General features: G+C 74.7%; 17 protein-coding genes and 1 pseudogene. 4 read left to right on the forward strand and 14 right to left on the reverse strand.

The features are described 5' to 3' along the window. Window positions 1–12: 12 nt before the first annotated feature. Window positions 13–2817 carry a flippase-like domain-containing protein gene (locus tag ACTJIY_RS03450; protein WP_440673328.1) on the forward strand — a complete coding sequence of 935 codons (2805 nt, stop codon included), beginning with the start codon at window positions 13–15 and terminating at the stop codon, window positions 2815–2817. Window positions 2818–3036: 219 nt separating this feature from the next. On the opposite strand, the gene ACTJIY_RS03455 is transcribed toward ACTJIY_RS03450, so the two are convergent. Then, the gene (locus tag ACTJIY_RS03455; protein ID WP_440673327.1) at window positions 3037–3348 is read right to left on the reverse strand and encodes a hypothetical protein; all 312 of its coding nucleotides are present in this window, start codon (window positions 3346–3348) and stop codon (window positions 3037–3039) included. A gap of 232 nt (window positions 3349–3580) precedes the next feature. On the opposite strand from ACTJIY_RS03455, the gene ACTJIY_RS03460 reads away from it, so the two are divergent. Together ACTJIY_RS03460 and pntB are read left to right on the forward strand one after the other, a co-directional pair. Beyond that, window positions 3581–5182: a Re/Si-specific NAD(P)(+) transhydrogenase subunit alpha gene (locus ACTJIY_RS03460; protein ID WP_440673326.1), complete on the forward strand. Its 1602-nt coding sequence runs from the start codon at window positions 3581–3583 to the stop codon at window positions 5180–5182. After that, window positions 5179–6591, forward strand: a complete 1413-nt coding sequence (pntB, locus tag ACTJIY_RS03465) for a Re/Si-specific NAD(P)(+) transhydrogenase subunit beta (RefSeq protein WP_440673325.1) — start codon at window positions 5179–5181, stop codon at window positions 6589–6591. The genes ACTJIY_RS03460 and pntB overlap by 4 nt, the downstream gene beginning before the upstream one ends. Before the next feature lie 104 nt (window positions 6592–6695). Here pntB and ACTJIY_RS03470 read toward each other — a convergent pair whose 3' ends face one another. The 10 genes and pseudogenes from ACTJIY_RS03470 to ACTJIY_RS03515 form a co-directional block, all read right to left on the reverse strand. Continuing rightward, window positions 6696–7283: a hypothetical protein gene (locus ACTJIY_RS03470; RefSeq protein ID WP_353707176.1), complete on the reverse strand. Its 588-nt coding sequence runs from the start codon at window positions 7281–7283 to the stop codon at window positions 6696–6698. A gap of 62 nt (window positions 7284–7345) precedes the next feature. Further along, a complete protein-coding gene (locus ACTJIY_RS03475) occupies window positions 7346–9601 on the reverse strand; it encodes a tetratricopeptide repeat protein (protein WP_440673324.1) in 2256 nt (751 codons plus the stop codon). A gap of 74 nt (window positions 9602–9675) precedes the next feature. After that, a complete protein-coding gene (locus ACTJIY_RS03480; RefSeq protein WP_440673323.1) occupies window positions 9676–10569 on the reverse strand; it encodes an HpcH/HpaI aldolase/citrate lyase family protein in 894 nt (297 codons plus the stop codon). Window positions 10570–10703: 134 nt separating this feature from the next. Next, window positions 10704–11195: pseudogene (locus ACTJIY_RS03485) on the reverse strand (MaoC family dehydratase); the annotation flags it as partial. A gap of 131 nt (window positions 11196–11326) precedes the next feature. Further along, entirely contained in the window at window positions 11327–12502 is a 1176-nt protein-coding gene (locus tag ACTJIY_RS03490) for an acyl-CoA dehydrogenase family protein (RefSeq protein ID WP_440673322.1), read from the reverse strand. Next, window positions 12499–15150 carry an ATP-binding protein gene (locus ACTJIY_RS03495; protein WP_440673321.1) on the reverse strand — a complete coding sequence of 884 codons (2652 nt, stop codon included), beginning with the start codon at window positions 15148–15150 and terminating at the stop codon, window positions 12499–12501. Before ACTJIY_RS03495 ends, ACTJIY_RS03490 begins: the two co-directional genes overlap by 4 nt. 4 nt (window positions 15151–15154) lie before the next feature. Continuing rightward, window positions 15155–16810, reverse strand: coding sequence for a carboxyl transferase domain-containing protein (locus tag ACTJIY_RS03500; RefSeq protein ID WP_440673320.1), 1656 nt, complete (start codon window positions 16808–16810; stop codon window positions 15155–15157). Then, window positions 16807–18591 carry a dihydrolipoamide acetyltransferase family protein gene (locus ACTJIY_RS03505; protein WP_440673402.1) on the reverse strand — a complete coding sequence of 595 codons (1785 nt, stop codon included), beginning with the start codon at window positions 18589–18591 and terminating at the stop codon, window positions 16807–16809. Before ACTJIY_RS03505 ends, ACTJIY_RS03500 begins: the two co-directional genes overlap by 4 nt. Continuing rightward, complete coding sequence (locus ACTJIY_RS03510; RefSeq protein WP_440673319.1) at window positions 18591–19664, reverse strand: alpha-ketoacid dehydrogenase subunit beta; 1074 nt, start codon at window positions 19662–19664, stop codon at window positions 18591–18593. The genes ACTJIY_RS03505 and ACTJIY_RS03510 overlap by 1 nt, the downstream gene beginning before the upstream one ends. Further along, window positions 19661–20983 carry a thiamine pyrophosphate-dependent dehydrogenase E1 component subunit alpha gene (locus ACTJIY_RS03515; RefSeq protein ID WP_440673318.1) on the reverse strand — a complete coding sequence of 441 codons (1323 nt, stop codon included), beginning with the start codon at window positions 20981–20983 and terminating at the stop codon, window positions 19661–19663. The genes ACTJIY_RS03510 and ACTJIY_RS03515 overlap by 4 nt, the downstream gene beginning before the upstream one ends. 253 nt (window positions 20984–21236) lie before the next feature. On the opposite strand from ACTJIY_RS03515, the gene ACTJIY_RS03520 reads away from it, so the two are divergent. After that, a complete protein-coding gene (locus ACTJIY_RS03520; RefSeq protein ID WP_253052015.1) occupies window positions 21237–21713 on the forward strand; it encodes an Lrp/AsnC family transcriptional regulator in 477 nt (158 codons plus the stop codon). A 55-nt stretch (window positions 21714–21768) separates the two neighbouring features. Here ACTJIY_RS03520 and ACTJIY_RS03525 read toward each other — a convergent pair whose 3' ends face one another. The 3 genes from ACTJIY_RS03525 to ACTJIY_RS03535 are packed head-to-tail and all read right to left on the reverse strand — an operon-like array spanning window position 21769 to window position 25996. After that, the gene (locus tag ACTJIY_RS03525; protein ID WP_253052013.1) at window positions 21769–22812 is read right to left on the reverse strand and encodes a glycosyltransferase family 2 protein; all 1044 of its coding nucleotides are present in this window, start codon (window positions 22810–22812) and stop codon (window positions 21769–21771) included. Next, the gene (locus ACTJIY_RS03530) at window positions 22809–23447 is read right to left on the reverse strand and encodes a hypothetical protein (RefSeq protein ID WP_253052011.1); all 639 of its coding nucleotides are present in this window, start codon (window positions 23445–23447) and stop codon (window positions 22809–22811) included. Before ACTJIY_RS03530 ends, ACTJIY_RS03525 begins: the two co-directional genes overlap by 4 nt. Before the next feature lie 20 nt (window positions 23448–23467). Next, the gene (locus tag ACTJIY_RS03535; RefSeq protein ID WP_253052009.1) at window positions 23468–25996 is read right to left on the reverse strand and encodes a glycoside hydrolase family 3 C-terminal domain-containing protein; all 2529 of its coding nucleotides are present in this window, start codon (window positions 25994–25996) and stop codon (window positions 23468–23470) included. Window positions 25997–26176: the final 180 nt, after the last annotated feature.

A 26176-nucleotide genomic window follows, 5' to 3' on the forward strand; every position in this document is an offset into this window, starting at 1 on the left:
AGACTCGCTCGCATGGCCTCCCCCGCCCCCGAGCCGAGAGAGCGCGCCGCTCCCCACGTCGGCGCGGTCGTCGAGGTCGGCTCGCTGGCACGGGCCGCGCAGGCGGAGCCCCGCCCCCAGACGGGCGCGCTCGAGGCCCTGCTCGCGCGTCGGGGGCACGACGACGCGGGGACGGTCCGCGTCGTCGACACGGCCGAGCAGCGCGTCCGGCACCCGATCGACCTCGTCAACCTCGTGCTGTGCGCGGTGGGTGTGGCGGTCGTCATGCTCATGTCGGTGTACGCCCACGGGACCACCGAGGGCGTCGCGGAGGACGTGCAGAACTTCTCCGACGTGCTCGCTCGGGTCCTTTTTCTCCCGGTCACCGTCCTGGAGGGGCTCATCACGCTCTTCGTCCCCCTCGCGGTGCTGGTCGAGCTCGGACTGCGCCGCCTCGGACGGCAGGTCGTCGAGTCCATCGTCGCCGCCGCGCTCGGCCTGCTCCTCGGCGTGCTCGTCGTGCTCGCGCTGCGCACGTGGGGCTCCGACGAGCTGATCCGCGGGCTCTCCGCGTTCATTGACGGGTCGTGGCAGCTCACGATCCCGGACTACCTCTACGTCGCCGCGATCGGTGGCCTGCTGACGGCCGCAGGGACCCGGACGCGACGACGCACCGTCAAGTGGTCGTGGAACCTGCTGTTCGTCGCGATCGGTGTCGTGCTCATCACCGGGCAGGTGTCGCTGCCGGGCATCATCATCACGCTCCTGCTGGGCCGCATCGCGGGACTCGCCGTGCGGTACGTCTCGGGCGTGCGCAGCGAACGCGCGTACGGGCCCGACCTCGTGGCGGGCGTCCGGCGCGCGGGCTTCTCCCCGACGGCCCTCGTGCGCGTGCGCGACGTCACGGACGACGAGGAGCTCGCCGAGGCCGCGGACGACCCCATCACCGAGGTCGATGCCGAGGGCCGCATTACCGCCGAGGTGCATGTCGGCGTCCTGCGCGCGCCGGGTGCGGCCGGCGACGCCGGGACCGTCCTCACCGCGGACGCCGCGCTCGCGGCGCAGCACCTCGGGGCGTCGCACGCCAACGAGGGCGCCGTCCCGGAGGGCACGGACGCCGCGCCCGAGCCGCAGGACGCGCCCTCCGACCCGGCAGCGATCGCGCTGACGCGCGCGGGCGACAACCGCGTCTACGCGATGCTCGCCGAGGACAGCGTGCGTCGTGACGTGGTGGTGCTCGACGGCGACCGGCAGGTGGTCGGCTTCCTCGCCCGGTTCTGGCGGTCGCTGCGGCTGCGCGGCAGCGAGGGCCGTGCGGCCATCTCGCTGCGCGCCGCCGCCGAGCGCGCGGCACTCCTGTCCTACGCCGCGCGGGCGGCGGGCGTCCGCACCCCGCGGCTGCTCGGCGTCGCCGAGTCGGACGACTCCATGGTCCTGGTCCAGGAGCACGCGACCGGTGCCGTCTCGCTGCGCGACCTGCCCCTCGAGGATCTCACCGGCTCGGTGCTCAACGAGGCGTGGCGCCAGCTCCGGCTCGCGCACGCCGCGGGCATCGCGCACCGCGCGCTGACCTCCGATGTCATGCTCGTCTCGCGCGAGCCCGCGACGGGCGCCCCGCAGGTCTGGCTCACCGGGTGGGAGCAGGGCGACATCGCGTCGTCCGAGCTCGCACGACGCATGGACCTCGCCCAGATGGTCGCGCTCCTCGCGCTGCGCGTCGGCGCGAGCCGCGCCGTCGAGTCCGCCGCGAGCGTCCTGCCCGACGACGACATCGCCGCGATCGGCCCGCTGCTCCAGTCGGTCGCGCTCCCCCCGAGCACGCGCGAGGAGATCCGGCAGAACAAGGAGCTGCTCAAGGAGCTGCGCGCCGCGCTGGTGGAGCGGCTCCCGGAGGCGGACGTCGAGCCGCAGCGCATCACGCGGTTCGGCGCCCGGACGGTGCTCACCATCGCGCTCGTGATCGCCGCCGTGACGGCCCTCGTCACGTCGTTCAACTTCGAGCAGATCGCCGAGGCGGTAACCGAGGCGAACCCGTGGCTGGCGGTGCTCTCGTTCGTCCTCGGCATCCTTACGTGGGTCGGCGCCGCGCTCACGCTCACGGCGTTCTCGCCGAAGCGGCTGCCGTTCTGGCGCGTCAACCTGACCCAGGCTGCCGGCTCCTACGTCGCGCTCGCCGCGCCCGCTGGCATCGGCCCGGCGGCGCTCAACCTGCGCCTCCTCACCCGGCGCGGCATCTCGACCCCCATGGCCGTCGCCACGGTCGCGCTCGTCCAGGTGTCGCAGTTCGTCGTGACGATCCTCATCCTCGTGGTCCTGTCGATCTTCACCGGCGAGGGCGGCCTCGTCCAGCTCCCCTCGACCACGGTTCTCCTCGCGATCGGCGGCGTCGCACTGGCGGTCCTCGCGACGCTGCTCGTCCCGGCCGTGCGCACCTGGGCGCTCGCCAAGGTCCGGCCGACGATCCAGCAGGTGTGGCCCCGCCTGTCGGAGATGCTGGGCCAACCCGGCCGCCTCGCGATCGGGTTCGCCGGCAACATCGTCATGACGCTCGGCTACGTGCTCGCGTTCGACGCGGCGCTCGCCGCCTTCGGGCAGGAGCTCGACCTGGTAGACGTGGCCGTGATCTACCTGGTGGGCAACGCCGCCGGAGCAGCCGTCCCGACGCCGGGCGGCCTCGGGACGATCGAGCTCGCCCTCACCGCCGGCCTGACGGCGGCCGGGGTCCCGGTCGCGCTCGCCACATCCGCCACGCTCCTCTTCCGCGTCGCGACGTACTGGGCTCGCATCCCGATCGGCTGGGTCGCCATGCGCTACCTGCAGAAGCAAGGCGATCTCTGAACGTCGCTCGGAAAATCATCCAGAGAAACTCGTCCGATGCCGCACGTCGTTCATCGAGCACAACGACGACAAGACTTCGAGCACACGGTGCGGCGAGATCTCGAGGAGCGCCCACGACGAAAGGCAGGGCCATCTGCGTGACAGATGGCCCCGCCGAGCGTAGTCACGCCCACGCGCCCAACGCAGACGGTCGGTCGCGCCCGTTGCGGGAGACCGGTCCTAGAGCGAGCAGCTCTTCAGTCGCAGGCCCGGAGTTCCCCGGAACGTCCAGGTCTTGGTCTGGCCGTTCTGGATCGTCACGCACGACGTGTCCGGGGCAAAGTCGAGCTGCACCTTGCGGTTCACCGTGAAGCCCGAGCAGTTCTTGTACGTCACCTTGGTCCGCCAGAACCCTAGCCAGTCGGTGTAGGTCGAGATGGTGGTGCCACAGGTCGCCGCTGAGGCGGGCGCTGCGGCGACGAGCGAGAGTCCGGTCGTCAGGCCCAGCGTCAGCATGGCAGCCACTGCGACGCGGCGCAGCTTCTTGGTCATCGTTCCCCCTGGATTATTGATCGTGCAGAAATGTCGCGGAGTGTCGGACTCACGCGCGGCGAAAACATAGCACGACGCCTAAAGGCGGCGAACCGGGCAACAGACCGACTCCGCAGGACAGGTCGTTCGGCCCGGGACGACGACGGCGGCCCCCGATAGGCTCGCGGCGCACCCGCCGTCGTCCCCGGTCGCGCGGGCGCCCACGATGCTCGACGAGGTGAGGAGCCCGCACGTGAGGATCGGTGTCCCCCGCGAGGTGAGGGACGGGGAGCGGCTGGTCGCCGCGACCCCGCGCACGGTCGAGCGCCTGCGGGCGCTCGGGTACGAGGTGGTCGTCGAGCACGACGCCGGCGCGGGGGCCACGTTCTCCGACGCCGCGTACGAGGCGTCGGGCGCCACGGTCGTCGACGCCGCGGCCGCGTGGGGCGCCGACGTCGTCACGGCGGTGAACGCGCCGACGGACGCCCAGGTCGCGCTCCTGCGCCCGGGCGCGACGCTCGTCGCGATGCTCGGCCCCGCGAACGACCCCTACCTCGTGCAGCGCCTCGCCACCCGCGGCGTCACCGCGCTCGCGCTCGACGCCGTGCCCCGCATCTCGCGCGCGCAGGCCCTCGACGTGCTGAGCACGCTGTCCAACGTCGCGGGGTACCGCGCGGTCGTCGAGGCGGCGAGCGAGTACGGCGGCATGTTCGCCGGGCAGGTCACGGCCGCGGGCAAGACGCCGCCCGCCAAGGTCTTCGTCATCGGCGGCGGGGTCGCGGGCCTCGCCGCGGTCGGCGCGGCGGCGAGCCTGGGCGCGCAGGTGCGCGCGTTCGACGTGCGGTCCGAGGCGGCCGAGCAGATCGAGTCCATGGGCGGCACGGCCGTGCGCGAGCCCGCGGCGCAGCAGGGCATGTCCGCCGACGGCTACGCGAAGCCGCTCACGCCCGAGCAGGAGGCCGCGGCCCTCGCGGTGTACGCGCGCGAGGCCGCCGAGGCCGACGTCGTCATCACGACGGCGCTCGTGCGCGGCCGTGCCCCGCGGACCCTCACGGCCGAGGCGGTCGCCGGGATGCGCCCCGGGAGCGTCGTCGTCGACCTCGCGGCCTCGGGCGGCGGGAACTGCGCGCTCACGGTGCCGGGCGAACGCGTCGTGACGGGGAACGGCGTCGTGGTCGTCGGCTGGACCGACCTCGCCGGGCGCCTGCCCCAGCACACGTCGCAGCTCCTCGGGACGAACGTCGTGCACCTGCTGGAGCTGGTCACGCCCGGCAAGGACGGCGAGCTCGCGCTCGACCTCGACGACCCGGTGCAGCGCGGCATGACCGTCGCGCGCGACGGCGAGGTGCTGTGGCCGCCGCCGCCCGTCGCGGTGAGCGCGGCCCCGGCCCCGGGGTCGACCGCGCCACCACCCGACCCCGCGCTGGAGGCCGCGGCACGCGAGCGGGCCGCCGCGGAGGCGGCGTCGGCCGCGAGCCTGAGCCGCCGTCGTCGGACCGTGGGCGCCGCGCTCGCCGCGGTGCTCGTGACGCTCGCGCTGTCGTTCGCGCCGCCGTCGCTCGTCGGGCACGTCACGGTGTTCACGCTCGCGGTGATCGTCGGGTACTACGTGATCTCGAACGTCACGCACTCGCTGCACACGCCGCTCATGGCCCAGACCAACGCGATCTCCGGCATCATCCTCGTCGGCGCGCTCCTGCAGATCGGCTCCGACGACTGGGTCGTCACGACGCTCGCGCTGCTCGCCGCGACCGTCGCGAGCATCAACATCTTCGGTGGCTTCCTCGTGGCGAACCGCATGATCCGCATGTTCCGCAAGGACGCCCCGGCGCGTGCGCAGGAGGTGGCCCGATGACCGCGACGTCCGTCGCCCAGGCGGTCTACGTCCTCGCCGCCGTCCTGTTCGTCCTCAGCCTCGCGGGGCTGTCGAAGCAGGAGTCCGCACGCCGCGGCAACGTGCTCGGAATGGTCGGCATGGTCCTCGCGCTGGCCGCGACGATCGTGCTCGCGCTCGGCACGAGCGCCCGGCCCGTGCTCGTCACCGCGCTGCTCATCGCGCTCGTGCTCCTCGTGGGCGCGGCGGTCGGGACGTGGCGCGCGCGCCGCGTCGAGATGACGCAGATGCCGGAGCTCATCGCGATCCTGCACAGCTTCGTCGGCGCCGCGGCCGTGCTGGTCGGCTTCAACTCCTACCTCACCGCGCAGGCCGCCGGGTCCGACGACGTCGCGCACCTCGTCGAGGTCTCCCTCGGCGTGCTCGTGGGCGCGGTGACGTTCACCGGCTCCGTCGTCGCGTTCCTCAAGCTGTCCGGGCGCACGCGATCGGCCCCGCTCCAGCTCCCCGGCCGGAACCTGCTCAACCTCGCGGCGCTCGTCGTGAGCCTGGGGCTCGTGGTGTGGTTCGTCGTCGCGCCGTCGATCTGGCCCCTGCTCCTGCTCACGGTCGTGTCGCTCGCGCTCGGCTGGCACCTCGTCGCGTCGATCGGCGGGGGCGACATGCCCGTCGTCGTGTCGATGCTCAACTCGTACTCCGGCTGGGCCGCCGCCGCGGCGGGCTTCATGCTCGGCAACGACCTGCTCATCGTCACCGGAGCGCTCGTCGGGTCCTCCGGTGCGATCCTCAGCTACATCATGTGCCGGGCCATGAACCGGTCGTTCGTGTCCGTCATCCTCGGCGGGTTCGGAGCCGAGGAGGGCGCCGCGCCCGCCGGGGGCGGCGAGGGCCCGCAGGGCGAGCACCGCGAGGTGAGCGCCGACGAGGTCGCGGCCCTCCTGCGCGACGCCCGAAGCGTCGTCATCACGCCGGGCTACGGCATGGCGGTCGCCAAGGCGCAGTACCCCGTCGCGGAGCTCGTCGAGCTCCTGCGCGACGGCGGTGCCGAGGTCCGCTTCGGGGTGCACCCGGTCGCGGGTCGCCTGCCCGGGCACATGAACGTCCTGCTCGCCGAGGCGCGCGTCCCGTACGACATCGTGCTGGAGATGGACGAGATCAACGACGACCTGGCGGACACGGACGTCGTGCTCGTCATCGGCGCGAACGACACGGTGAACCCGGCCGCGCTCGACGACCCCGGCTCCCCCATCGCGGGCATGCCGGTCCTGCACGTGTGGGAGGCCGGGCAGGTCGTCGTCTTCAAGCGCTCGATGGCGGCCGGCTACGCCGGGGTGCAGAACCCGCTGTTCTTCCGCGAGAACACGGGCATGCTCTTCGGGGACGCGAAGCAGCGGGTCGAGGACATCGTGGCGGCGCTGCGGGTCGGCTGACGCGCGTCTCGACCCGCGCGGCGTCGCGCCGGACCCGCGGTACCGCCGTGCCGCGGTGCCGCCGTGCCGCCGTGCCGCCGTGCCGCCGTGCCGCCGTGCCGGGATCAGCCGAGCACGCGCTCGCGGACGTGGCCGAACGTGAGCGACGGCAGGGTCTCGAGCGCGCCGTGCGCCGCGACGTAGTCCTTGAGGTCGCCTCGGAAGACGACGCGGCCCGGCAGGTCGAGGAGCGTCTGCGGTCGCACCTGCCACCGCTCGACGCCGAGGTCGCACACTCCCGCGCCGTGCAGCACGTGGTAGACGAACTCGGAGCAGAAGAACCGGTCCTCCGCCTCGTGGCCGCGACCGAAGCGGGCGCCGACGAGGCCGCGCACGTTGTAGGAGAACGCGTGCGAGTCCAGCAGGAACTCGGTGATCCGCACCCGGATCGCCTCGTGCTGCTCCGGCGTCACGGGGACCGCGAGCACGACGCCGGGCACGACGTCCATGCCGCGGTACAGGCCGTCGTCGAACCGCTCGCGCCGGAAGCACCCGACGAACGGGTTCCCGGCCCGGCGGCGCCCGAAGCTGAACATGAGCTCGAGCCCCGGGTCGAGCGCCAGGGAGGAGTGCGTGAACTCGTCGCGGGTCGCCAGCGCGATCGTCCGCGACAGGACCGTGCGGCTGCGGGACAGGACGACGTAGACGTTCACGCGAGTGACCATACGATGCCCGGGCCCGCAAGTGGAACGGGCTGTGAGCGTCTTTTGTCCGGTCAGTCCGCGGCGAGCGCCCCGACGACCTGCTCGGCGAGCTGCGGCGGGAACTGCGCGGCGGCGTCGCGCACGTCGAACCCGAGGTCCTCGGCGAGCGCGAACGCCCGGCCGGCGCGGGCCGGGTCGGGCAGGGACCCGTCCCCCGTGAGCATCATGACGCCCGCCGTGAACGCCGCGCGGCCGTTGCCGCGGTCGCCCGCCGCGAGGTAGAGCTCCAGGGCGCGCGCGGAGTCCCGCGGACGGCCCCGACCCGTCGCGTGCTCCGCCGCGAGGTTGTAGAGCGCCCGCGGGTGGCCCGCGTCCGCGGCCTGCTCGAGGAACGCGCGCGAGCGCGCCTCGTCCACGGGCGTGCCCTGGCCGGTCGCGGTGAGCACGGACAGCTCGAACAGCGCGTCGGCGTTGCCGCGGCGCGCCGCCTCCTCGTGGTCCGCGACGGCCGCCGCGGCGTCCTGCGCGAACCCGTAGCCGTTGTAGCGCATCCACCCGCGCAGCACGTGCGCCGCTCCGTCGGGGTCGTCCTCGGCGAGCCGGTCGACCCGCTCGGCGGCCTCCCCGGCGAGCGGCAGCCGGCGGAAGTACGCCTCGCGCACCCAGGACGTCGCCGCCTCGCGCGACACCGCGTCCGCCCCGCCCGCGTCGGCCCTCCGGTACGTGTCGACGAGCACCTGCTCCGCGTCGGCCGGCAGGAGGCCGATCATGTGCTCGTTGCGGACGAACGCGTCGCGCAGCCCGTGCGCGGCGGCCAGCACCCGCTCGCGGCTCACGGCGCGGTCGTCGAGCGCGTCGCGCGCCGCCTCGTAGGCGACGCTCCCTCGCGGGCGGGTCGTGCCCGACGTCGACGCCCCCTGGCCGGTCGCGCTCGCCGACGCGTCACCCGCCGACGAGGAGGCGGCCGCAGCGTCGGCTGCCCGGGCGTCGCCGGTCCCCGTGCCCGTCGCCGGAGCGGGTGCGCCCGTCGCCGTCCCCTGCTGCGCCGCTGCGGCCGCGTTCGCCGCGTCGCGCGCGTCGGCGTCCCAGACGAGCTCGCCGTCCGGGTTCCAGATCTGGTTCGTCCGGTTCTTCGCCCACACCGCCCGGAAGCCCTCCGGGAGCGAGAGGTAGCGCACGAGGTGCGGCGCCCGGCGGTACAGCTCGTGCGCCGGCACGGGAACGAGGCCGCCCCGAGGCTGCGCGGCGATCGACTTCACGACCCACCCCGACGCCCCGTCGCCCACCGGCCGGGTGCGCTCGACGAACATCTCCGGGGCGTCGTACACGTCGTTGTAGACGAGCACGGTCTCCGTGAAGCGCGTGCTCTTCGAGCCGACCTTGCAGAACGCGACCATCTCCCGCTGCTGCCGGTAGGTGTCGAGCATCGGGTCGACGTCCCAGGTGAGCGTCGAGATCCCGTCCTTCGTGAGGTCCGTGACGGCGACGCGCAGGTCGTCGCCCGACGCCGAGAGGACGACCCACCAGAAGCCGTGCCAGACCTGGTAGCCCTTCACGACCTTCTCCGCGGGCAGGGTCGCGACCCAGTCCAGGAACGACTGCGCCGTCGGGGCGAGGAACGGCGTCGTCTGCGTCCACACGCGGCGGCCCGTGGCCGACCGGACGTCGAGCACGACCCGCGCGGGCGCCGTCGTCGGCGTCCCGTCCGCCCACCAGCGCACCGCGTCCGCCGCGGGCGGCGGCCACGCGGTGCGGCCGTTGGCGATCGGGTCGAGCGCGAGCACCTGCTCGCCGTCGAAGTACGCGACGTACCAGTGGCCCGGCCCGTGCGCGCGGTCCACGCCCACGACGACGAACGCGCCCTTGCCGCGGGCGCGCAGCCGTGCGGCGATCTCGTCCGGCGTCGTCTGCTCGAACGCGCCGCCGACGAGCTCCGCGAGCTCGGCCTCGCTCGGGCCGACGGGCGTCGCGGGCTGCGCCGGCCCTCCGCGCAGGATCCCGACCATCGAGGCCACCGCCGACGCCGCGTGGTTCACCGGGAGGGTCGCGGCGTTCGCGTCGTTGCGGTGACCGGCGTGGAACGCCTCCACCATCTGGGCCTGCGTGAAGCACGACTCCCGCACGTACGCCGAGCCGTCGAACCCGACGATCGCCTGCGCGCCCCCGCGACCCGGGGTCCACACGTGGAACCCGCCCGGGACGACCTTGTGGTGGCGCGCGACCGTCGCGACGTCGACGCCGAGCAGCGTCGCGGCCCGGTCGGCGAGGTGCGGGAAGCCCTCGGTCCAGTGCTGCTCCTGCGGGTCCGGGGCGTTCACGTCGGTCACGGGGAGAGGCTATGCGGCGCCGCCGACGCACCGCACCGCCCCGGCATGGGGACCGGTCCCCATGGGAGCACCGCTCAGGTGGCCGCCCGGCGCAGCACGGCCTCCGCGTGGCGCAGCACGGGGCCGTCGACCATCCGGCCGTCGTGCGTGAAGACGGCGTCCGGGCCGCCGGGGTTCGCGGCCGCCGCGTCGAGCAGCGCCCGCGCCGCGGCCACCTCCTGCGGCGTCGGGGCGTAGGCGGCGCGGATCACGGGGACGTGGCTCGGGTGGATGCACGCGGTAGCGGCGAACCCGGACGCGGCGGCGTCCTCGGCCTCGGCCCGCAGCCCGTCGAGGTCGCCGACGTCGACGTGCACGGCGTCGACCGCGGCCTTGCCCGCGGCACCGGCGGCGAGGAGCACCGCGGACCGCGCGTGCCGCGCGACGTCGCGGTACTTCCCGTCCGGACGCCTGCTCGACGTCCCGCCGAGCGACGCGACGAGGTCCTCCGCACCCCACATGAGCGCGACGACCTCGGGTCGCCGGGCGAGCTCGTGCGCCGCGAGCACGCCCGCCGCCGTCTCGCACAGCGCGAGGACCCGCACACCCGGGAGGGTGGCCGCGAGCGCACCGAGCGAGCCCAGCAGCTCCGGCCCGGCCTTGGCGACCATGACCGTGCGCAGCCGCGTGTCCGCGAGCGCCGCGACGTCGAGCGCGTGCTCGCGCGTCCCGACGGCGTTGACCCGCACGACCGTCCGCGCCGGGTCCAGCGTCGCGGACGCCTCGACGACCGCCCGCCGCGCGGCGTCCTTCGCGGGCGCGGCGACGGCGTCCTCGAGGTCGAGGATGACGGCGTCGGCACGCTCGGCGGCCTTGCCGAACCGGTCCGGCCGGTCGCCGGGGCAGAACAACAGCGCCGGCCCGAGCCGGAACCTGAGCGACCCCGCGTCGTCGGTCACGGTGGGGGGCACGCCGACGCCGTCGCTCACCACGCGCTCTCCTCGTCGCCGCGCTCCAGGACGGGGTCGTGAGACCCGCTCTCGCCGCCGAGCCCTGGATCCCTCCCCACGCGGGCGCCGGGCTGGGGAGCGATCCCGGGTTCGGCAGCACCGGGGTGCCCGGCCCCGGGTGCGGCGGACGCCGCCTCGTGGGCGGCTCGGGTCCAGAAGAGCGCGGTGCGGACGGCGCGTGCGACGAGGACGCGGTCCTGGTTGAGTCCGCGGTGCTCCAGCGTGACGACGCCCTGGCCCGGGCGCGACGCCGACAGCCGCTTCTCGACGACCTCCGTCTCCGCGTACAGCGTGTCGCCGTGGAACAGCGGCTTCGGGAACTCGACCTCGCGGAAGCCGAGGTTCGCGACGATCGTGCCCTGCGTGACCTGCCCGACCGACAGCCCGACCAGCGTGGACAGCGTCATCATCGAGTTGACGAGGCGCTGCCCGAACGGCTGCGTCGCGGCCCACGCGGCGTCGAGGTGCAGCGCCTGGTGGTTCATCGTGAGCGTGGAGAAGACGACGTCGTCCGCCTCCGTGAGCGTGCGGCCGGGCCGGTGGCGGTACACCACGCCCGTCTCCAGCTCGTCGTAGTACAGGCCCCGCTGGACCACCTCGCGCATGCTGCTCCTCCCTCCTCACCTCGGCCTCGGCGACGTCCGCCGAGAACGACCTCACCCGCCGTCGAGCACGACATGAAGGACGGAAAGAGGCAGATAACGTCCTTCATGTCGTGTTCGGCGTCGGTCGTGGCCTAGCCGTCCAGTCCCAGGCTCCTCGCGATGACCATCAGCTGCACCTCGGTGGTGCCCTCGCCGACCTCCAGGACCTTGGCGTCGCGGTAGTGCCGGGCGACCGGGTTCTCGTTGAGGAAGCCGTAGCCGCCGAAGATCTGCGACGCGTCGCGCGCGTTCGCCATCGCCGCCTCGCCGCCGACGAGCTTGGCGACCGACGCCTCCGCCTTGAACGGCTTGCCGCGAACGAGCTTCTGCGCGGCGTCGAGCCACGCGAGCCGCGCGGTGTGGACGCGCGCCTGCATGCGGGCGAGCGTGAACGCGACGTGCTGGTTCTCGCCGATCGACCGCCCGAACACGACCCGCTCCTTCGCGTACCGCAGCGCCTCCTCGAGGCAGCCCTGCGCGGCGCCGGTCGCCAGCGCGGCGAACGCGATGCGCCCCTCGTCGAGCGCGCGGAGGAAGTTCGCGTACCCGCGGCCGCGCTCGCCGAGCAGGTTTCGGGCGGGCACGCGGACGTCGGTGAGCGTGAGGGGGTGCGTGTCCGACGTGTGCCACCCGACCTTGTCGTACGACGGCCCGACCTCGAGCCCGGGCGTGCCCGCGGGGACGATGATGCTCGACAGCTCCTTGCGCACCTCGCCGTCCTGGCTGACGTGCTCGCCCGTGACGGCCGTGATCGTCACGAGGCTCGTGATCGGCGTCCCCGAGTTGGTGATGAACTGCTTGGAGCCGTCGATCACCCACTCGTCGCCGTCGAGCCGTGCGGTCGTGCGCGTGCCGCCCGCGTCGGACCCGGCGTCGGCCTCCGTGAGCCCGAACGCCGCGAGCGCCCGCCCGGCGAGGAGATCCGGCAGCCAGCGCTCCTGCTGCTCGCGCGACCCGTGCCGGAAGATCGGAACGATCCCCAGCCCGACGCCCGCCTCGAGCGTCACCGCGATGGACTGGTCGACGCGCGCCAGCGCCTCGACGGCGAGGCACAGCGACACGTAGTCCTGGCCCTGACCGCCGATCTCGCGCGGGAACGGGAGCCCGAACAGCCCCAGCTCCCCCATCTGCGCGATGATCTCCATCGGCAGTCGGCGCTCGGTGTCGTACCGGTACGCGGCGGGCGCGACGACGCTGTCCGCGAAGTCGCGCACCACCTGGCTGAGCTTCCGCTGCTCGTCGTCGAGCAGGACGTCGGCCTCGATCATGATGCTCCCTGGGTGTCGGGTTGCGGGACCGGGGCGGCGGGGTCTGCCGCGCCGGAGTCGTGGGGGTGGACGACAGCGACCACCTGGTCCCGGCGCACGAGGTCGCCGGGGCGCACGCGCACGTCGGCGACGCCGTCGTGCGGGGCGAGGAGCGGGTGCTCCATCTTCATGGCCTCGACCGTCACGAGGACGGCCCCGGCGGCGACCGGCTCGCCGTCGGCGGCGGCCGTCACCACCGTGCCGGGCATGGCGGCCCGCACCTCGGGGTCTGTCGCGCCGGGCGCGTCGCCGCGGGCCCGACGGCGCTCGTCCCGCGCCCGCGCGGCGCGCTGCTCCCGGTCCGGGGCGGCCAGGGCGACGGTCCGCCCGTCGCGCCACACCCACACCGTCGCGGGCTCGCCGTCGGCGGACGGCACGTCGAGCGCCAGCCGCACGCGCTCCCGGACGCCGTCCACGGTGAGCCACCACGCGCCGTCGGCCCCGGCGTCACGCTCGATCGACGCCCGCACCTCACGCGGCCGCGCGGCGCCGGGTCCCCACCCGCCGTCGGTGTCGCGCGCCGGCGGACACTGCACGACGGCGTCCCGCGCCGACCCGGAGACCCGCACCTCGTGCACACTCCCGGCGGCATCGACCAGCACGACCCGCCACGGCGCGGCGGCCGCGTTGAGCCGCCACCCGTCCCTGACCCGCCACGGATCGTCGTCGCCCGTCCCCGCCGCCCCGCCGAACCCGGAGCGGCGCGTGGTCGTCGCGAACAGCGCCGCGGCCACGAGATCGATCCACGCGGCGTCGTCGGACAACGAGCCGACCTCCGGGGTGAGGACCCGGGGGGTGTGCGCGCCGTCGTGCTCGGTGGGCGAACCAACCTCCGAGGCGAGGGGACGGCGGGCGTGCACGCCGTCGTGCTCGGCGGGCGAACCAACCTCCGAGGCGAGGGGACGGCAGGCGTGCACGCCGTCGTGCTCGGCGGGCGAACCAACCTCCGAGGCGAGGGGACGGCAGGCGTGCATGCTGTCGTGCTCGGCGGGCGAGCCGACCGCAGAGGTGAGGGGTCGGGGGGTGTGCGCGCCGTCGTGGTCGGGCCTGGCGGGAGCGCCCGAGGAACGAGGGTGCGGATGGTAGACGGCGCGCACACCCCCCGACCCCTCGCCGGACCCGACCACAGACCCCGACGACGAACCGGAAGACACGAGCCGGTCGATCAGCCCAGTGTCGAGCCGTCCCGCCCGCACGTCACCGTCCGCCAGCAGAGACCGCAGGAACGCCGTGTTCGTCTCGACCCCCAGCACGACCGTCCGCGCGAGCAGCCCGTCGAGCCGGTCGACGGCCTCGTCGCGCGTCTGTCCCCACGCGACCGCCTTGGCGAGCATCGGGTCGTAGTGGCCGCCGACCACCGTCCCGGTGGCGATGCCGGAGTCCAGGCGCAGCGGCGACGCACCGGGCCCGGACGGGACGCCGCCGTCGTCGTAGACCAGCACCGACCCGGTGGCCGGGAGGAACCCGCGCTCGGGCGACTCGGCGTAGAGGCGCGCCTCGACGGCGTGGCCGCGGAGCACGACGTCGTCCTGCGCCACGCCGAGCGGCGCGCCTGCCGCGACGCGCAGCTGGAGCGCGACGAGGTCGAGGCCGGTGACCATCTCGGTCACGGGGTGCTCCACCTGGAGGCGCGTGTTCATCTCGATGAAGAAGAACTCGTCGGGGCGCGCGGCGGGGACGAGGAACTCGACCGTCCCGGCGCCGACGTACCCGACGGACCGCGCGACCTCGCACGCGGCCTCGCCCATGCGGGCGCGCTGCTCCGCGGTGAGGAGCGGCGACGGCGCCTCCTCGACCACCTTCTGGTGGCGGCGCTGGAGCGAGCACTCGCGCTCGCCGAGGTGGACGACGGTCCCGTGCGTGTCGGCGAGCACCTGCACCTCGATGTGGCGCGGTGCCTCGACGAGCCGTTCGAGCAGCAGCGTGTCGTCGCCGAACGACGACGCGGCGACCCGGCGCGCGGACGCGAGCGCGGTCGGCAGGTCCTCGGCCGTCCGCACGACGACCATCCCCTTGCCGCCGCCCCCGGCGGACGGCTTGACGAGCAGCGGGAACCCGACGTCGCCCGCGGCGGCCAGCAGGTCGTCGTCGGACATCCCCGGCTCGCCCGCCCCGGGCACGACCGGCACGCCCCGGGCGCCGACGAGGCGCTTGGCGGCGAGCTTGTCCGCCATCGCCTCCAGGGCGTCCACGCCCGGCCCGACGAACGCGATCCCGGCGCGCTCGCACGCTCGGGCCAGCGCCGGGTTCTCGGACAGGAAGCCGTAGCCGGGGTGGATCGCCTCGGCCCCGGTCGCGACGGCCGCGGCGACGACCGCCTCGACGTCGAGGTAGCTGCGCGCGGCGGAGGCCGGGCCGATCCGGACGGCGACGTCCGCCTCGCGCACGTGGCGGGCGTCGGCGTCGGCGTCGGAGAAGACGGCGACGGACCGCACGCCGAGGCGACGCAGCGTGCCGATCACGCGGCACGCGATCTCGCCGCGGTTCGCGACGAGGACCGTGCGGAACCCGGGACCGCCGCCGGGCTGGTCCGTGCGCTGGTCCGCCGGGCGCTCGGACGGTCGGTCCGCCGTCCGGGCGGGCGCCTCGTGGGGGGTGTCGGAGGTCATCGGCTCACATCCGGAAGAGGCCGAACCGGTCACCGGTCCAGGTCTCGGCGAGGGGCGTGCGCGCGCACACGCCGAGGGCGAGGCCGAGCACGCGGCGCGTGTCGGCGGGGTCGATCACGCCGTCGTCCCAGAGGCGCGCGGTCGCGTAGTAGGGGCTGCCGTGCTCGTCGTAGTCGGCGCGGATCCCGGCGGAGAACGCGGCCTCCTCGTCGGGGTCCCACGTCTCGCCGCGCGCGGCGAGCTGGTCGCGCTTGACGGTCGCCAGCACGGACGCGGCCTGCGGACCGCCCATGACGGAGATGCGGCTCGCGGGCCAGGACCACAGGAAGCGCGGGGAGTACGCGCGCCCGCACATCGAGTAGTTGCCCGCCCCGAAGGACCCGCCGACGATCACGGTGAGCTTGGGGACGCGCGTCGTCGCGACGGCGGTGACCATCTTGGCGCCGTCCTTCGCGATCCCTCCCGCCTCGGCGTCGGTGCCGACCATGAACCCGGAGATGTTCTGCAGGAACAGCAGGGGGATCCCGCGCTGGTCGCACAGCTCGACGAAGTGCGCTCCCTTGAGCGCCGACGCCCCGAACAGCACGCCCTGGTTCGCGAGGACGCCCACGGGGTGCCCGTGGATCCGCGCGAACCCGGTGACGAGCATGTCGCCGTACTCGCGCTTGAACTCGTCGAACCGGCTGCCGTCGACGAGCCGCGCGACGATCTCGCGCGGGTCGTACGGAGCTTGTACATCGGTCGGGACCGCACTGTACAAGCCTTCGCTCGTCGTTCCCTGGCCGGGGGCGCGGGCGTCGTCGTGCCCGACGGCGGGTGGCACGCTCGCCGCGACGTCCCACGCGGGTGCGGGGTCGGGCGGGAGCGTCGCGACGATGCGGCGCACGGTGTCGAGCGCGTCCTCGTCGTCGTCGGCGAGGTGGTCGACGACGCCGCTGCGACGCGCGTGGAGCTCGCCGCCCCCGAGCTCCTCCGCGGTCACGACCTCCCCGATCGCCGCCTTCACGAGCGGCGGGCCGCCGAGGAAGATCGTGCCCTGCCCGCGCACGATGACCGTCTCGTCGCTCATCGCGGGCACGTAGGCGCCGCCGGCCGTGCACGACCCGAGCACCGCGGAGATCTGCGGGATCCCCGCCGCCGAGAGGCGCGCCTGGTGGTAGAAGATCCGGCCGAAGTGGTCGCGGTCCGGGAACACCTCGGCCTGCCGGGGCAGGAACGCGCCGCCCGAGTCGACGAGGTAGACGCACGGCAGGCGGTTCTCGAGCGCGATCTCCTGCGCGCGCAGGTGCTTCTTCACCGTGAGCGGGTGGTACGTGCCGCCCTTCACGGTCGCGTCGTTGCACACGACCATGACCTGCCGCCCGCTGACGACCCCGATACCCGCGACGACGCCCGCGGCCGGCCACGCGCCGTCGTCCACGCCGTACCCGGCGAGCGGCGCGATCTCGAGGAACGGGCTGCCCTCGTCGAGCAGGCGGTCGACGCGGTCGCGCGGCAGCAGCTTGCCGCGCGACACGTGCCGGTCACGCGCCGACGCCGGCCCCCCGCGCGCGACGGCCGCCGTGCGCTCCCGCAGCTCGCCGGCGAGCGCCCGCTGCGCGGCGTCGTTCGCCCGGGCCGCGTCCGACCCGGGCTCGACGGCGCTCGTCAGGACGGTCATCCGGTCACCCCTCCCTGCCGAACCCGGGATCGCTCCCCACGCGCGGCCGATCCTGGGGAGGGATCCAGGGTTCGACCGGACGGGGCGCCCCCCGTGGGGGGCGGACCGCTCGCCAGGAGGGCGAGGGCCGGGTCCTCGAGCAGGGCGCCGAGGTCGGCGAGGAAGCGCGCGCCCTGCTCGCCGTCGACCACGCGGTGGTCGAACGACAGGCTCAGCGTGACGACGTCGCGCAGCGCGACCTCGTCGTCGTGCTCCCAGGGCCGACGGCGCACCGCGCCCAGGCCGAGGATCGCCGCCTCCCCGGGGACGAGGATGGGCGTGCCCGCGTCGACGCCGAACACGCCGACGTTGGTGATCGAGATCGTCCCGCCGGTCAGGCGCTCGGGCGTCGTGCGGCCGTCGCGCGCCGTGACCGTGAGGTCGGTGAGCGCGGCGGCGAGGTCGGGCAGGTCGAGGTCCTGCGCGTCGGGCACGTGCGGCACGACGAGCCCCCGGTCGGTCGCGACCGCGATGCCCAGGTGCACGCGGCGGTGCCGCACGATCTCCGCGGTGCCGTCCGCGAGGTCGTGCCACGCGCTGTTGAGCGCGGGATGGCGCGGCAGTGCGAGGCACAGCGCGCGGGCCGCGAGCGCCAGGACGGTGATCCGCTCGCCGCGCGCGAGGCGATGGGTGCGCAGGCGTTCCAGGAGCTCGACGCTGCGCGTCACGTCGACCGTGAGGAACACCGTCGCGTGCGGCGCCGTGAACGCGCTCGCCACCATCGCCGCCGCGGTGTGCTTGCGCACCCCGCGCACGGGCACGACCTCGGGCTCGAGCCCGGCCCGCGCGTCGACGCCGGCGGCCGCCGAGACGGGAGACGTGGCCCCTCGCCCGAGCCCTCCAGGGGCCACGTCTCCCTTCTCGTCCGCGGTCGCCGACGGAGCGTCGGCCGACGCGGCCGAGCCGGCCGAGCCGGCCGAGCCGGCCGAGGCGGCCGAGGCGGCCGAGGCGGCCGAGGCTGCCGAGGCTGCCGAGGCTGCCGAGGCGGTGAGCGTGCCGTGGACGTCGCGCGGCGGGCGCGCGACGTCGCGGTGGCAGCTCACCGCGGCGAGGACGTCCTCGCGGGTGATGAGCCCGTCCGGACCGGTGCCGTCCACGCGGTCGATGCGCACGCCGAGCTTCTTCGCGAGCGCCCGCACCGGCGGCGTCGACCGGGGCCGCTCGCCGACCCGGCCGGGCGTCGCGTCGGCGTCGAGCCCGGGATCCGTCCTCACGATCGGGACCGCCTGGGGAGCGACCCCGGGTTCGGCCGGCTCGGGCCGGCCCCCGGCGCGCCCAGCAGCAGACACGGGAGCCCGACGGCGGCGCGTGGGCCTGCCCGCACGCTCCGGCGCGGCCCCGTACCCGACGAGGTTCGGCTCTGGCCCGTCGTCGTCCCCCTGCTCGCCGAGCCCGGGGTCTCTCCTCACGGGGACAGCCGTGTGAGGAGCGACCCCGGGTTCGGCAGCCTGGGGCGTCGCGGGCGGGGCACTGTCCCCGGTCGGGGCGGCAGGGGTGCCGTCGTCGATCTCGAAGGTCACCAAGGGGGCGCCGACGGTGACGGTCTGGCCCTCCTCCGCGTGCAGGGACGCGACGACGCCCGTGTACGGGGACGGGAGGTCGACGAGGGCCTTGGCCGTCTCGACCTCGGCGATGACCTGGTTGAGCTCGACGTGGTCGCCCGCGTGGACGTGCCAGCTCACGATGTCGGACTCGGTGAGGCCCTCCCCGAGGTCGGGGAGGCGGAACTCGCGCATCGTCATCATCGGGCCACCGCCTCGACGGTGCGGGTCGCGCCGGGCGACCGGGGAGCCCCGACCGAACCGGCGTCGGGCACGGACGACGGCACGAACGGCTCGACCCGCCCCAGGACGCGGTCGACGCCGTCGAGGATGCGGTCGAGGTCGGGCAGGTAGTGGCCCTCGAGCTTGGCGGGCGGGTACGGCATGCCGTGGCCCGTGACGCGGACGGGCGCGGCCTCGAGGTACTCGAAGCAGCGGTCGGTCACGGTCGCGGCGATCTCCGCGCCGAGCCCGGCCTGCCGCGGCGCCTCGTGCGTCACGACGACGCGACCCGTCTTGCGGACGGACGCCGCGACCGTGTCGTGGTCGATCGGCGAGAGCGAGCGCAGGTCGATCACCTCGACGGACACGCCGTCGTCCGACGCGGCGACGGCGGCGTCGAGCGCGGTCCCCACGAGCCCGCCCCACGTGACGAGCGTGACGTCGTGGCCGTCGCGCACGACGCGCGCCCGGTCCATCGGCAGCGGGTCGACGGGATCGAGATCGACCTCGCCCTTGAGGTGGTACCGGCGCTTGGGCTCGAAGAAGATCACCGGGTCGTCGCACGCGACGGCCTGGCGGAGCACGGTGTACGCGTCCTGGGGGTTCGCGACCGACACCACGCGCAACCCTGCCGTGTGCGCGAACAGCGCCTCGGGCGACTCCGAGTGGTGCTCGGCCGCGCCGATGCCGCCGCCCACGGGGATGCGGATCGTGATCGGCAGGCGCACCTTCCCGCCGGTGCGGGCGTGCATCTTCGCGAGCTGGGACAGGATCTGGTCGAACGCGACGAACACGAAGCCGTCGAACTGGATCTCGCACACCGGCCGGTAGCCGCGGTACGCGAGCCCGACGGCCGTCCCGATGATCCCGGACTCCGCGAGCGGCGTGTCGAGCACGCGCCGCGGCCCGAACTCCGCCTGGAGCCCGTCGGTCACGCGGTAGACGCCGCCCAGGCGGCCGACGTCCTCGCCCATGACGACCACGCGGTCGTCGTCCGTCATCGCGCGGCGCAGCCCCGCGCCGAGCGCCTTCGCCACGGTGAGGGTGCTCATCGCGCCACCCCCGTCACGGTCCCGGTGCCCGACGCCGCCCGGTCGCCCGCGGCGCCCGGCCCACCCGCGCCGTCGTCCCCGTCCCCGAACGACGCCAGGTAGTGCGCGTACTCGGCGCGCTCGCGCTCCAGCGCGTGGTGCGGCTCGGCGTAGACGTGGTCGAAGAGCGACAGCGGCGCCGGGTCGGTGAGCGCGACGCACCCGGCACGCAGCTCGGCCGCCGCGGCGTCGGCGACGCCCTGCACCCGGGCCGCCCCCGTGTCGTCGAGCACGCCGACGGAGCGCAGGTACGCCTCGAACCGCGCGATCGGGTCGCGCCCGGTCCACTCCTCGACCTCCGCGGCGTCGCGGTACCGCTTCGGGTCGTCGGCCGTGGTGTGCGGGCCCATGCGGTAGGTGACGGCCTCGATCAGCGTCGGGCCGCCGTCGTGGCGGGCCTGGTCGAGCGCGGCGCGCGACACGGCGAGCACGGCGAGCACGTCGTTGCCGTCCACGCGCACGCCCGGCATGCCGAACCCGCGGGCGCGGTCGGCGAGCGGGACGCGCGACTGGAGCGCGACCGGCTCGGAGATCGCCCACTGGTTGTTCTGGCAGAAGAAGAGGACCGGCGAGCGGTACGTGGACGCGAAGACGAACGCCTCGTTGACGTCGCCCTGGCTCATCGCGCCGTCGCCGAGGTACGCGACCCCCACCGGGAGCCCGGCGGCCGCGTCGACCCGGCCCGCGTCGACGTCGTTCTGGACGCCCATCGCCCAGCCCGTCGCGTGGAGCGTCTGCGCACCGATGATGACCTGCGGCGACGCCATCCCGATCGCGTACGGGTCCCAGCCGGAGACCGCGACGCCGCGCCACACGCGCACCAGGTCGACGAGCTCGGCGCCGCGCACGCGCGCGACCGCGTGCTCGCGGTAGGAGGAGAAGACGAAGTCGTCGTCGCGCAGCGCGCGCGCCGAGCCGACCTGGGCCGCCTCCTGCCCGAGGAGCGGGGGCCAGAGCGCGAGCTCGCCCTGCCGCTGGAGGGCCGTCGCCTCGGCGTCGATGCGCCGCGCGACGACCATGTCCTCGTAGAGCCGCAGGAGCGTCGTCCGGGCGGCCTCACGCGCGGCCTCGTCGGGCGCCGCGGGGTCGAGGTCGGCGAGCCACCGGTCGAGCTCGGGGTCCGGGAGCCGCGTGCCGTCCTCGGTCAGCACGCGCAGGGTCGGGGTCGTGCCCGACGGCGTGTCCCCGACGTCCCGGGGGGCGTCACCGGCGCGGGGCGGCCTGCCCGGAGCACCCGCGCGCCGGGCGGCGGGCGTGTCCGGGCGCACGTCGTGGGCCATGGTCTTCCGGTCTGCTCGTGCGTCGCGCGGGGTTGCCGCCCGGTGACCGTTCTGCGCCTTCGGCGGGGTCGCCGCCGTCGGTCCGGTCCGCACCGCAGGTTCGCTGGGCATCGTCGCCACCTCACCTCGGGGAGCCGGTCCTCACCGTCGAGGACCGAGGTAGGGCGAACGTAACCCCTGCCACGCACATGGCTCCACCGACCTCCGACACGCTGCGCAGTGTGACCGCCGTCACTCGGCTAGGGTGAGCAGCATGCACAGCGCCGACGCTGTCGACCTCGACCTCCTGCTCGCCCTCGCCGACGACCCGCGGGCGACGATCGTCGCGCTCGCCGACCGCCTGCGGATCTCCCGCAACACCGTCGCCGCACGCCTCGCACGGCTCGAGGCCGAGGGCGCGTTCCTCGCGCTCGACCGGCGGATCGACCCGCACGTGCTCGGGCACCCGCTCACGGCGTTCGTCGAGGTCCAGGTGCGGCAGAAGGAGCTCGCCCGGATCGTCGACGACGTCGCGCGCATCCCCGAGGTCGTGCAGGCGTTCGGGCGCAGCGGGACGGCCGACCTGCGCGTCACCGTCGCGTGCCGCGACACCGACCACCTGTTCCGCATCGACGCGGCGATCCTCGCGATCGACGGCGTCGAGCGCACGGAGACCTCGCTGTCGATGGGCGAGCTCATCCCCTACCGCCTGCGCCCCCTCATCGAGCAGCAGCGTCGCGGCGCCCGCTGACGCGGACGGCTGCGCGTCCACGGCGACGCCGCTCCGGGCGTCGGGCCGCGGGACGTCAGCTGAAGCCGATGGCGCGCTGCGCGACCCGGTAGGCCAGGACGGTCACGCGCCGGCCCGCCGGGCCGGGGAGGTTGGCGATCTGCCCGAGGCCCGACCAGCGCACCTGGTGGTAGAGCTCGGGGTCCTGGGCGCGCAGGCGCGACCAGAGCCGTTCCTTCTCCACGAGGCACGCGGGCGTCCCGGCGCGGACCAGCAGGATCGACGACACCGCGCAGATGATCTCCACGTAGTGCAGCAGGTAGCGGCGCAGGCGCCGGTCGGCCACGGGCGTCCGGGAGACGTGCTCGAGCATGAGCCAGTTGACGCGGAGCTGCTGGTCGAGGCGCTGGAGCATGACCGCCTCGTGCACGGACTGGTCCTCGCGGCCGATGAAGTACCGGTAGAGGTCGACGTCGAGGTAGTACAGCGTGCGCACGTGCGCGAGCGGGACGAGCGCGTACAGGTTGTCCACGTAGAACGTGTGCTCGGGCAGCCGGAGGCCCGCGTCGCGCAGCACCTGGGTCCGGTACATCAGCGCGTGCATCATCATGTACTGGCGCTTGGCGAAGCGGCGGGTCTGCGACCACGTGAGCACGCGCCCGCGCGGCAGGGCGCCGCGGTACCGGACGGCCGTCTTCACGCGCTTGCCGACCTTCTCGTACACGAAGTTGCTCACCAGCAGGTCGACGGGCTCCCCGCCGGGGGTCCCGGCGTCCACGAACCGGCGCACGAACCCGCGCAGCGTCGCGAGCACCTGGGCGAGCGCGGCGCGGTCCACCCAGTCGTCGGCGTCCACGACCTTGAGGTACTCCCCGCGCGCGTGGTCGAGTCCGGTGTTGATCGCCGACCCGTGCCCGCCGTTGGCCTTGCGGAGCACGTGCACCTCGCCCGGGTGCCGGTCGGCGTAGCCCTGCGCCAGCGCGGCCGTGCCGTCGGTCGAGCCGTCGTCGACGACGAGGACCTCCACCTCGGGCCCGAACCCGACGAGCGAGTCGAGCGCGCGTGCCAGGTAGGGCTCGGCGTTGTACGCCGGGACCACGACGGTCAGGAGCGGGGTCACGACGCACGCACCTCTCCGGCGTGCTCCGCCTCCGGCGTGGCCGGCACCTCGGGCACCTGCTTGAAGATGACCTTGAAGATCGGGAAGAACACCCAGAACGAGATCGCCGCGTTGATGATCATCGTCGTGAAGTCCGCGAGGGTCTCGCCCGCGGCGCCCAGGCCCCACGTGTCGATGAACAGCTCGTAGATCGGCGTCTTGTACAGGCCCTGCGCGGCGGCGGCGGCGACGGAGATGACGACGTACGCGATGGTGTACCAGAGCGCGGCCTTCGCGACCGACGAGTTGGACTTGAACGTGATGTTGCGCTGAGCGAAGAAGTTGATCACCTGCGCCACCAGCAAGGTGATCTGCACGGCGAGGAAGTATGCCAGCCCACCGCCACCGCCCGGGAGCGGGCCGGCGGCGTAGTCGAAGACGTAGTACGTCGACCCGTCCGGGTTCGTCCCGATCGGCCAGACCTGGAACGCCACGTCCACCAGGGCGGTCATGCCGAAGACCCACTTGATGAGGGGCATGAGCGCGAGCTGGAGCACGGTGATGCCGTTGCTCAGCACGAAGAACACGACGAACTGGGCGGTCCCGGGGCGCTTCTCGGAGAACCGGCGCCAGGCGTCGCGGAGGCGGGTGAACATGGGTCTTCCCTTCGAGCAGGTCAGGCGTCGCCGCGGAGGGTGCGCGCGGTGCGACGGTCGGCACGGCGGTTGCGGACGAACCCGCGCAGGACGGCGCCGGTGCCGCGGAAGAGGTGGCCGTTGACGATGCGGAGGATGCCCTCGACCATCGCGGCGTCGACCAGGCCGCCGGTCATCTTCCCGATGGCCCGGAACGGCATGTTGAGCAGGAACAGGATGTTGAGGTCCGGCGTCCCCTTGCGGTCCGCGGCGTCGCGCCGCCAGGACAGGATCCGGAACGCGAGGCGGGCGAGCGGCGAGCGCGCGTCCGCGAGGCGCGACAGCGGGTCGTTGACGCCGAGGGGACCGGACCAGGCCGCCGTCGGGACGGGGCGACCCAGGAGCGCCGCGAACTGAGCGTCCGACACGTCGTGGACGCGCCCGGTGCGGTACGGCTCCGGCAGGTCGTCCTCGGTGCGGGGCGGCACGGTGCCGGCGAGCTCGACCGTCGCCCCGAGCGGCAGGTCGTCCACGTGGGAGCCGACCAGCACCGACCACGCGCCCTGCTCGACCTGCCACGCGCCCGTCGCGACGTCCCAGTGCCGGAACGCCGCCTCTCCGAGGGGCACGGTGACCGTGCGCGACTCGCCGGGCGCGAGCTCGACCCGCGCGAACCCGGCGAGCGTGCGCACCGGGCGGTGGACGCCCGGCGTCTCGCGGCGCACGTAGACCTGCACGACGTCGGCCCCGGCGACCGTCCCGGTGTTCGTCACGGTCACGGTCGCGGTCGCGGTGACCGTCGCAGCACCCGTCGCAGCACCCGTCACAGGGCCGCTGTCGACCACGAGGCCCGAGTGCGCGAACGTCGTGTAGGAGAGCCCGAACCCGAACGGGAACGCCACGGGGACGTCGGCGCTCGTGTAGTACCGGTAGCCGACGTACAGGCCCTCGCGGTAGACGGCGGTGCGCCCGGTCGCGGGGAACGCGCCGGCGGTCGGGGTGTCCGCCAGACGCACGGGCAGCGTCTCGGCGAGCCGCCCGGACGGGTTGACGACGCCCGTGAGCACGTCGAGGATCCCGCCGGCACCGGCCTGGCCGGAGAGGTAGCCGTGCACGAGCGCCCGGGCGGAGCCGAGCCACGGGGTCGAGATCGCGCCGCCGCCCGCGAGCACCACGACCGTGGCGGGGTTGGCCGCGGCCACGGCCTGGAGCACCTCGACCTGCGACCGGTGCAGCGCGATCGTCGAGCGGTCCAGCCCCTCCGACTCGGCGATCTCGTCCAGACCGAGGAAGAGGAGCACGACGTCGGCGCCGCGCGCGGCCTCGACGGCCTCGTCGCGCAGCGCGGGGTCGGGCGTGCCGTCGCGGCGGAAGCCGGGGGCGAAGGCCGTCAGGTCGAGGCCGGAGTCCCCGATCACGTCGAGCACGCTGTCGAGACGCGTCGGGTTCACCGCGGACGAGCCGGAGCCCTGGTAGCGCGGGGTGCGCGCGAAGTCGCCGACGACCGCCACGCGCGTCCCGGCGGCGAGCGGCAGGATCGCGTCGTCGTTCTTGAGCAGCACCGCCGAGCGCGCCGCGACCTCGCGGGCGAGCGCGTGGTGCGCGTCGGCGTCGACGGCGGGGGCGGTGCCCGGCTCGCGGGCCTCCGCCACGAGGCGCAGCACCTCGTCGGCGCGCGCGTCGAGGTCGGCCTCGTCGAGGCGTCCGGACCGGACCGCGTCCACGAGCTGGCGCGCCGAGCCGAGCCCGGCCGCCGGCATCTCGAGCGTCCCGCCCGCCGCCGCGGCCGCGACGACGTCGTTGGACCCGCCCCAGTCGGAGACGACGGCGCCGTCGAAGCCCCACTCGCGGCGCAGCACCTGGGTGAGGAGGAACGGGTCCTCGTGGGCGTACACGCCGTTGACGAGGTTGTAGGAGGACATGATCGTCCGGGGCCGGGCCTCCGCGACGACGATCCCGAACGCCGTGAGGTACACCTCCCGCAGCGTCCGCTCGTCGACCACGGAGTCCGAGACCATGCGGCGCAGCTCCTGGGAGTTCGCCGCGAAGTGCTTGGGGCACGCGGCGACGCCCTGGGACTGGATGCCGCGCACGTACCCGGCGGCCATCCGGCCCGCGAGCAGCGGGTCCTCGGAGAAGTACTCGAAGCTGCGCCCGCCGAGCGGCGACCGCTTGATGTTGAGGCCCGGGCCGAGCAGCACGTCCACGTCCTGCGCCGCGGCCTCGGCGCCGAGCGCGGCGCCCACGCGCTCGGCCAGCTCGACGTCCCACGTGTTCGCCACGGCGGCGGCCGTCGGGAAGCACGTGGCCTCCTGCGAGGCCGCGATGCCGAGGTGGTCGGCCGCGCCGAGCTGCTTGCGCACGCCGTGCGGGCCGTCGGCCAGCCACAGCGAGCGGATGCCGAGCCGCGGGACGTCGTGCGTCTCCCACACGGTCTTCCCCGTCAGGAGCGCGGCCTTCTCCAGGAGCGTCAGGCTCGCGGTCGGGACGACGCCGGTCGTCGCGGTCGTCGTGCCCGGTGCCGAGGCCGTCTCGCCGGCCGCGGCGGTGGTCTCGCCGTGGAGCTGCACGGTGCTCTCCTTGCGTGGTCGTGGGTCGTGCGGGGTCTGTCGGAGCGGTCTGCGGGCAGGGCGGGGCTGCCGTCGGCGGTGCGTCGGCGACGGCGCAGCTCGGGACGTGCGGGGCGGGGCCCGGTGCCGGACGGCGGTCCGGGGTCCCGGCGTCGGGCCGGCGGTGGTGGGCGCCACCGG

This window comes from Cellulosimicrobium sp. 22598 (assembly GCF_052044445.1).
Lineage (GTDB): Bacteria > Actinomycetota > Actinomycetes > Actinomycetales > Cellulomonadaceae > Cellulosimicrobium > Cellulosimicrobium cellulans_G.

Excerpts from the sequence above, each read along its gene's own strand:
- ACTJIY_RS03505 (WP_440673402.1), bottom strand. The coding sequence starts at position 18,591 with ATGACGATGCGCGAGTTCCGCCTCCCCGACCTCGGGGAGGGCCTCACC.
- ACTJIY_RS03490 (WP_440673322.1), bottom strand. The coding sequence starts at position 12,502 with ATGATCGAGGCCGACGTCCTGCTCGACGACGAGCAGCGGAAGCTCAGC.
- pntB (WP_440673325.1), top strand. The coding sequence starts at position 5,179 with ATGACCGCGACGTCCGTCGCCCAGGCGGTCTACGTCCTCGCCGCCGTC.
- ACTJIY_RS03450 (WP_440673328.1), top strand. The coding sequence starts at position 13 with ATGGCCTCCCCCGCCCCCGAGCCGAGAGAGCGCGCCGCTCCCCACGTC.
- ACTJIY_RS03455 (WP_440673327.1), bottom strand. The coding sequence starts at position 3,348 with ATGACCAAGAAGCTGCGCCGCGTCGCAGTGGCTGCCATGCTGACGCTG.
- ACTJIY_RS03495 (WP_440673321.1), bottom strand. The coding sequence starts at position 15,150 with ATGACCTCCGACACCCCCCACGAGGCGCCCGCCCGGACGGCGGACCGA.
- ACTJIY_RS03515 (WP_440673318.1), bottom strand. The coding sequence starts at position 20,983 with ATGGCCCACGACGTGCGCCCGGACACGCCCGCCGCCCGGCGCGCGGGT.
- ACTJIY_RS03530 (WP_253052011.1), bottom strand. The coding sequence starts at position 23,447 with ATGTTCACCCGCCTCCGCGACGCCTGGCGCCGGTTCTCCGAGAAGCGC.
- ACTJIY_RS03520 (WP_253052015.1), top strand. The coding sequence starts at position 21,237 with ATGCACAGCGCCGACGCTGTCGACCTCGACCTCCTGCTCGCCCTCGCC.
- ACTJIY_RS03510 (WP_440673319.1), bottom strand. The coding sequence starts at position 19,664 with ATGAGCACCCTCACCGTGGCGAAGGCGCTCGGCGCGGGGCTGCGCCGC.
- ACTJIY_RS03500 (WP_440673320.1), bottom strand. The coding sequence starts at position 16,810 with ATGACCGTCCTGACGAGCGCCGTCGAGCCCGGGTCGGACGCGGCCCGG.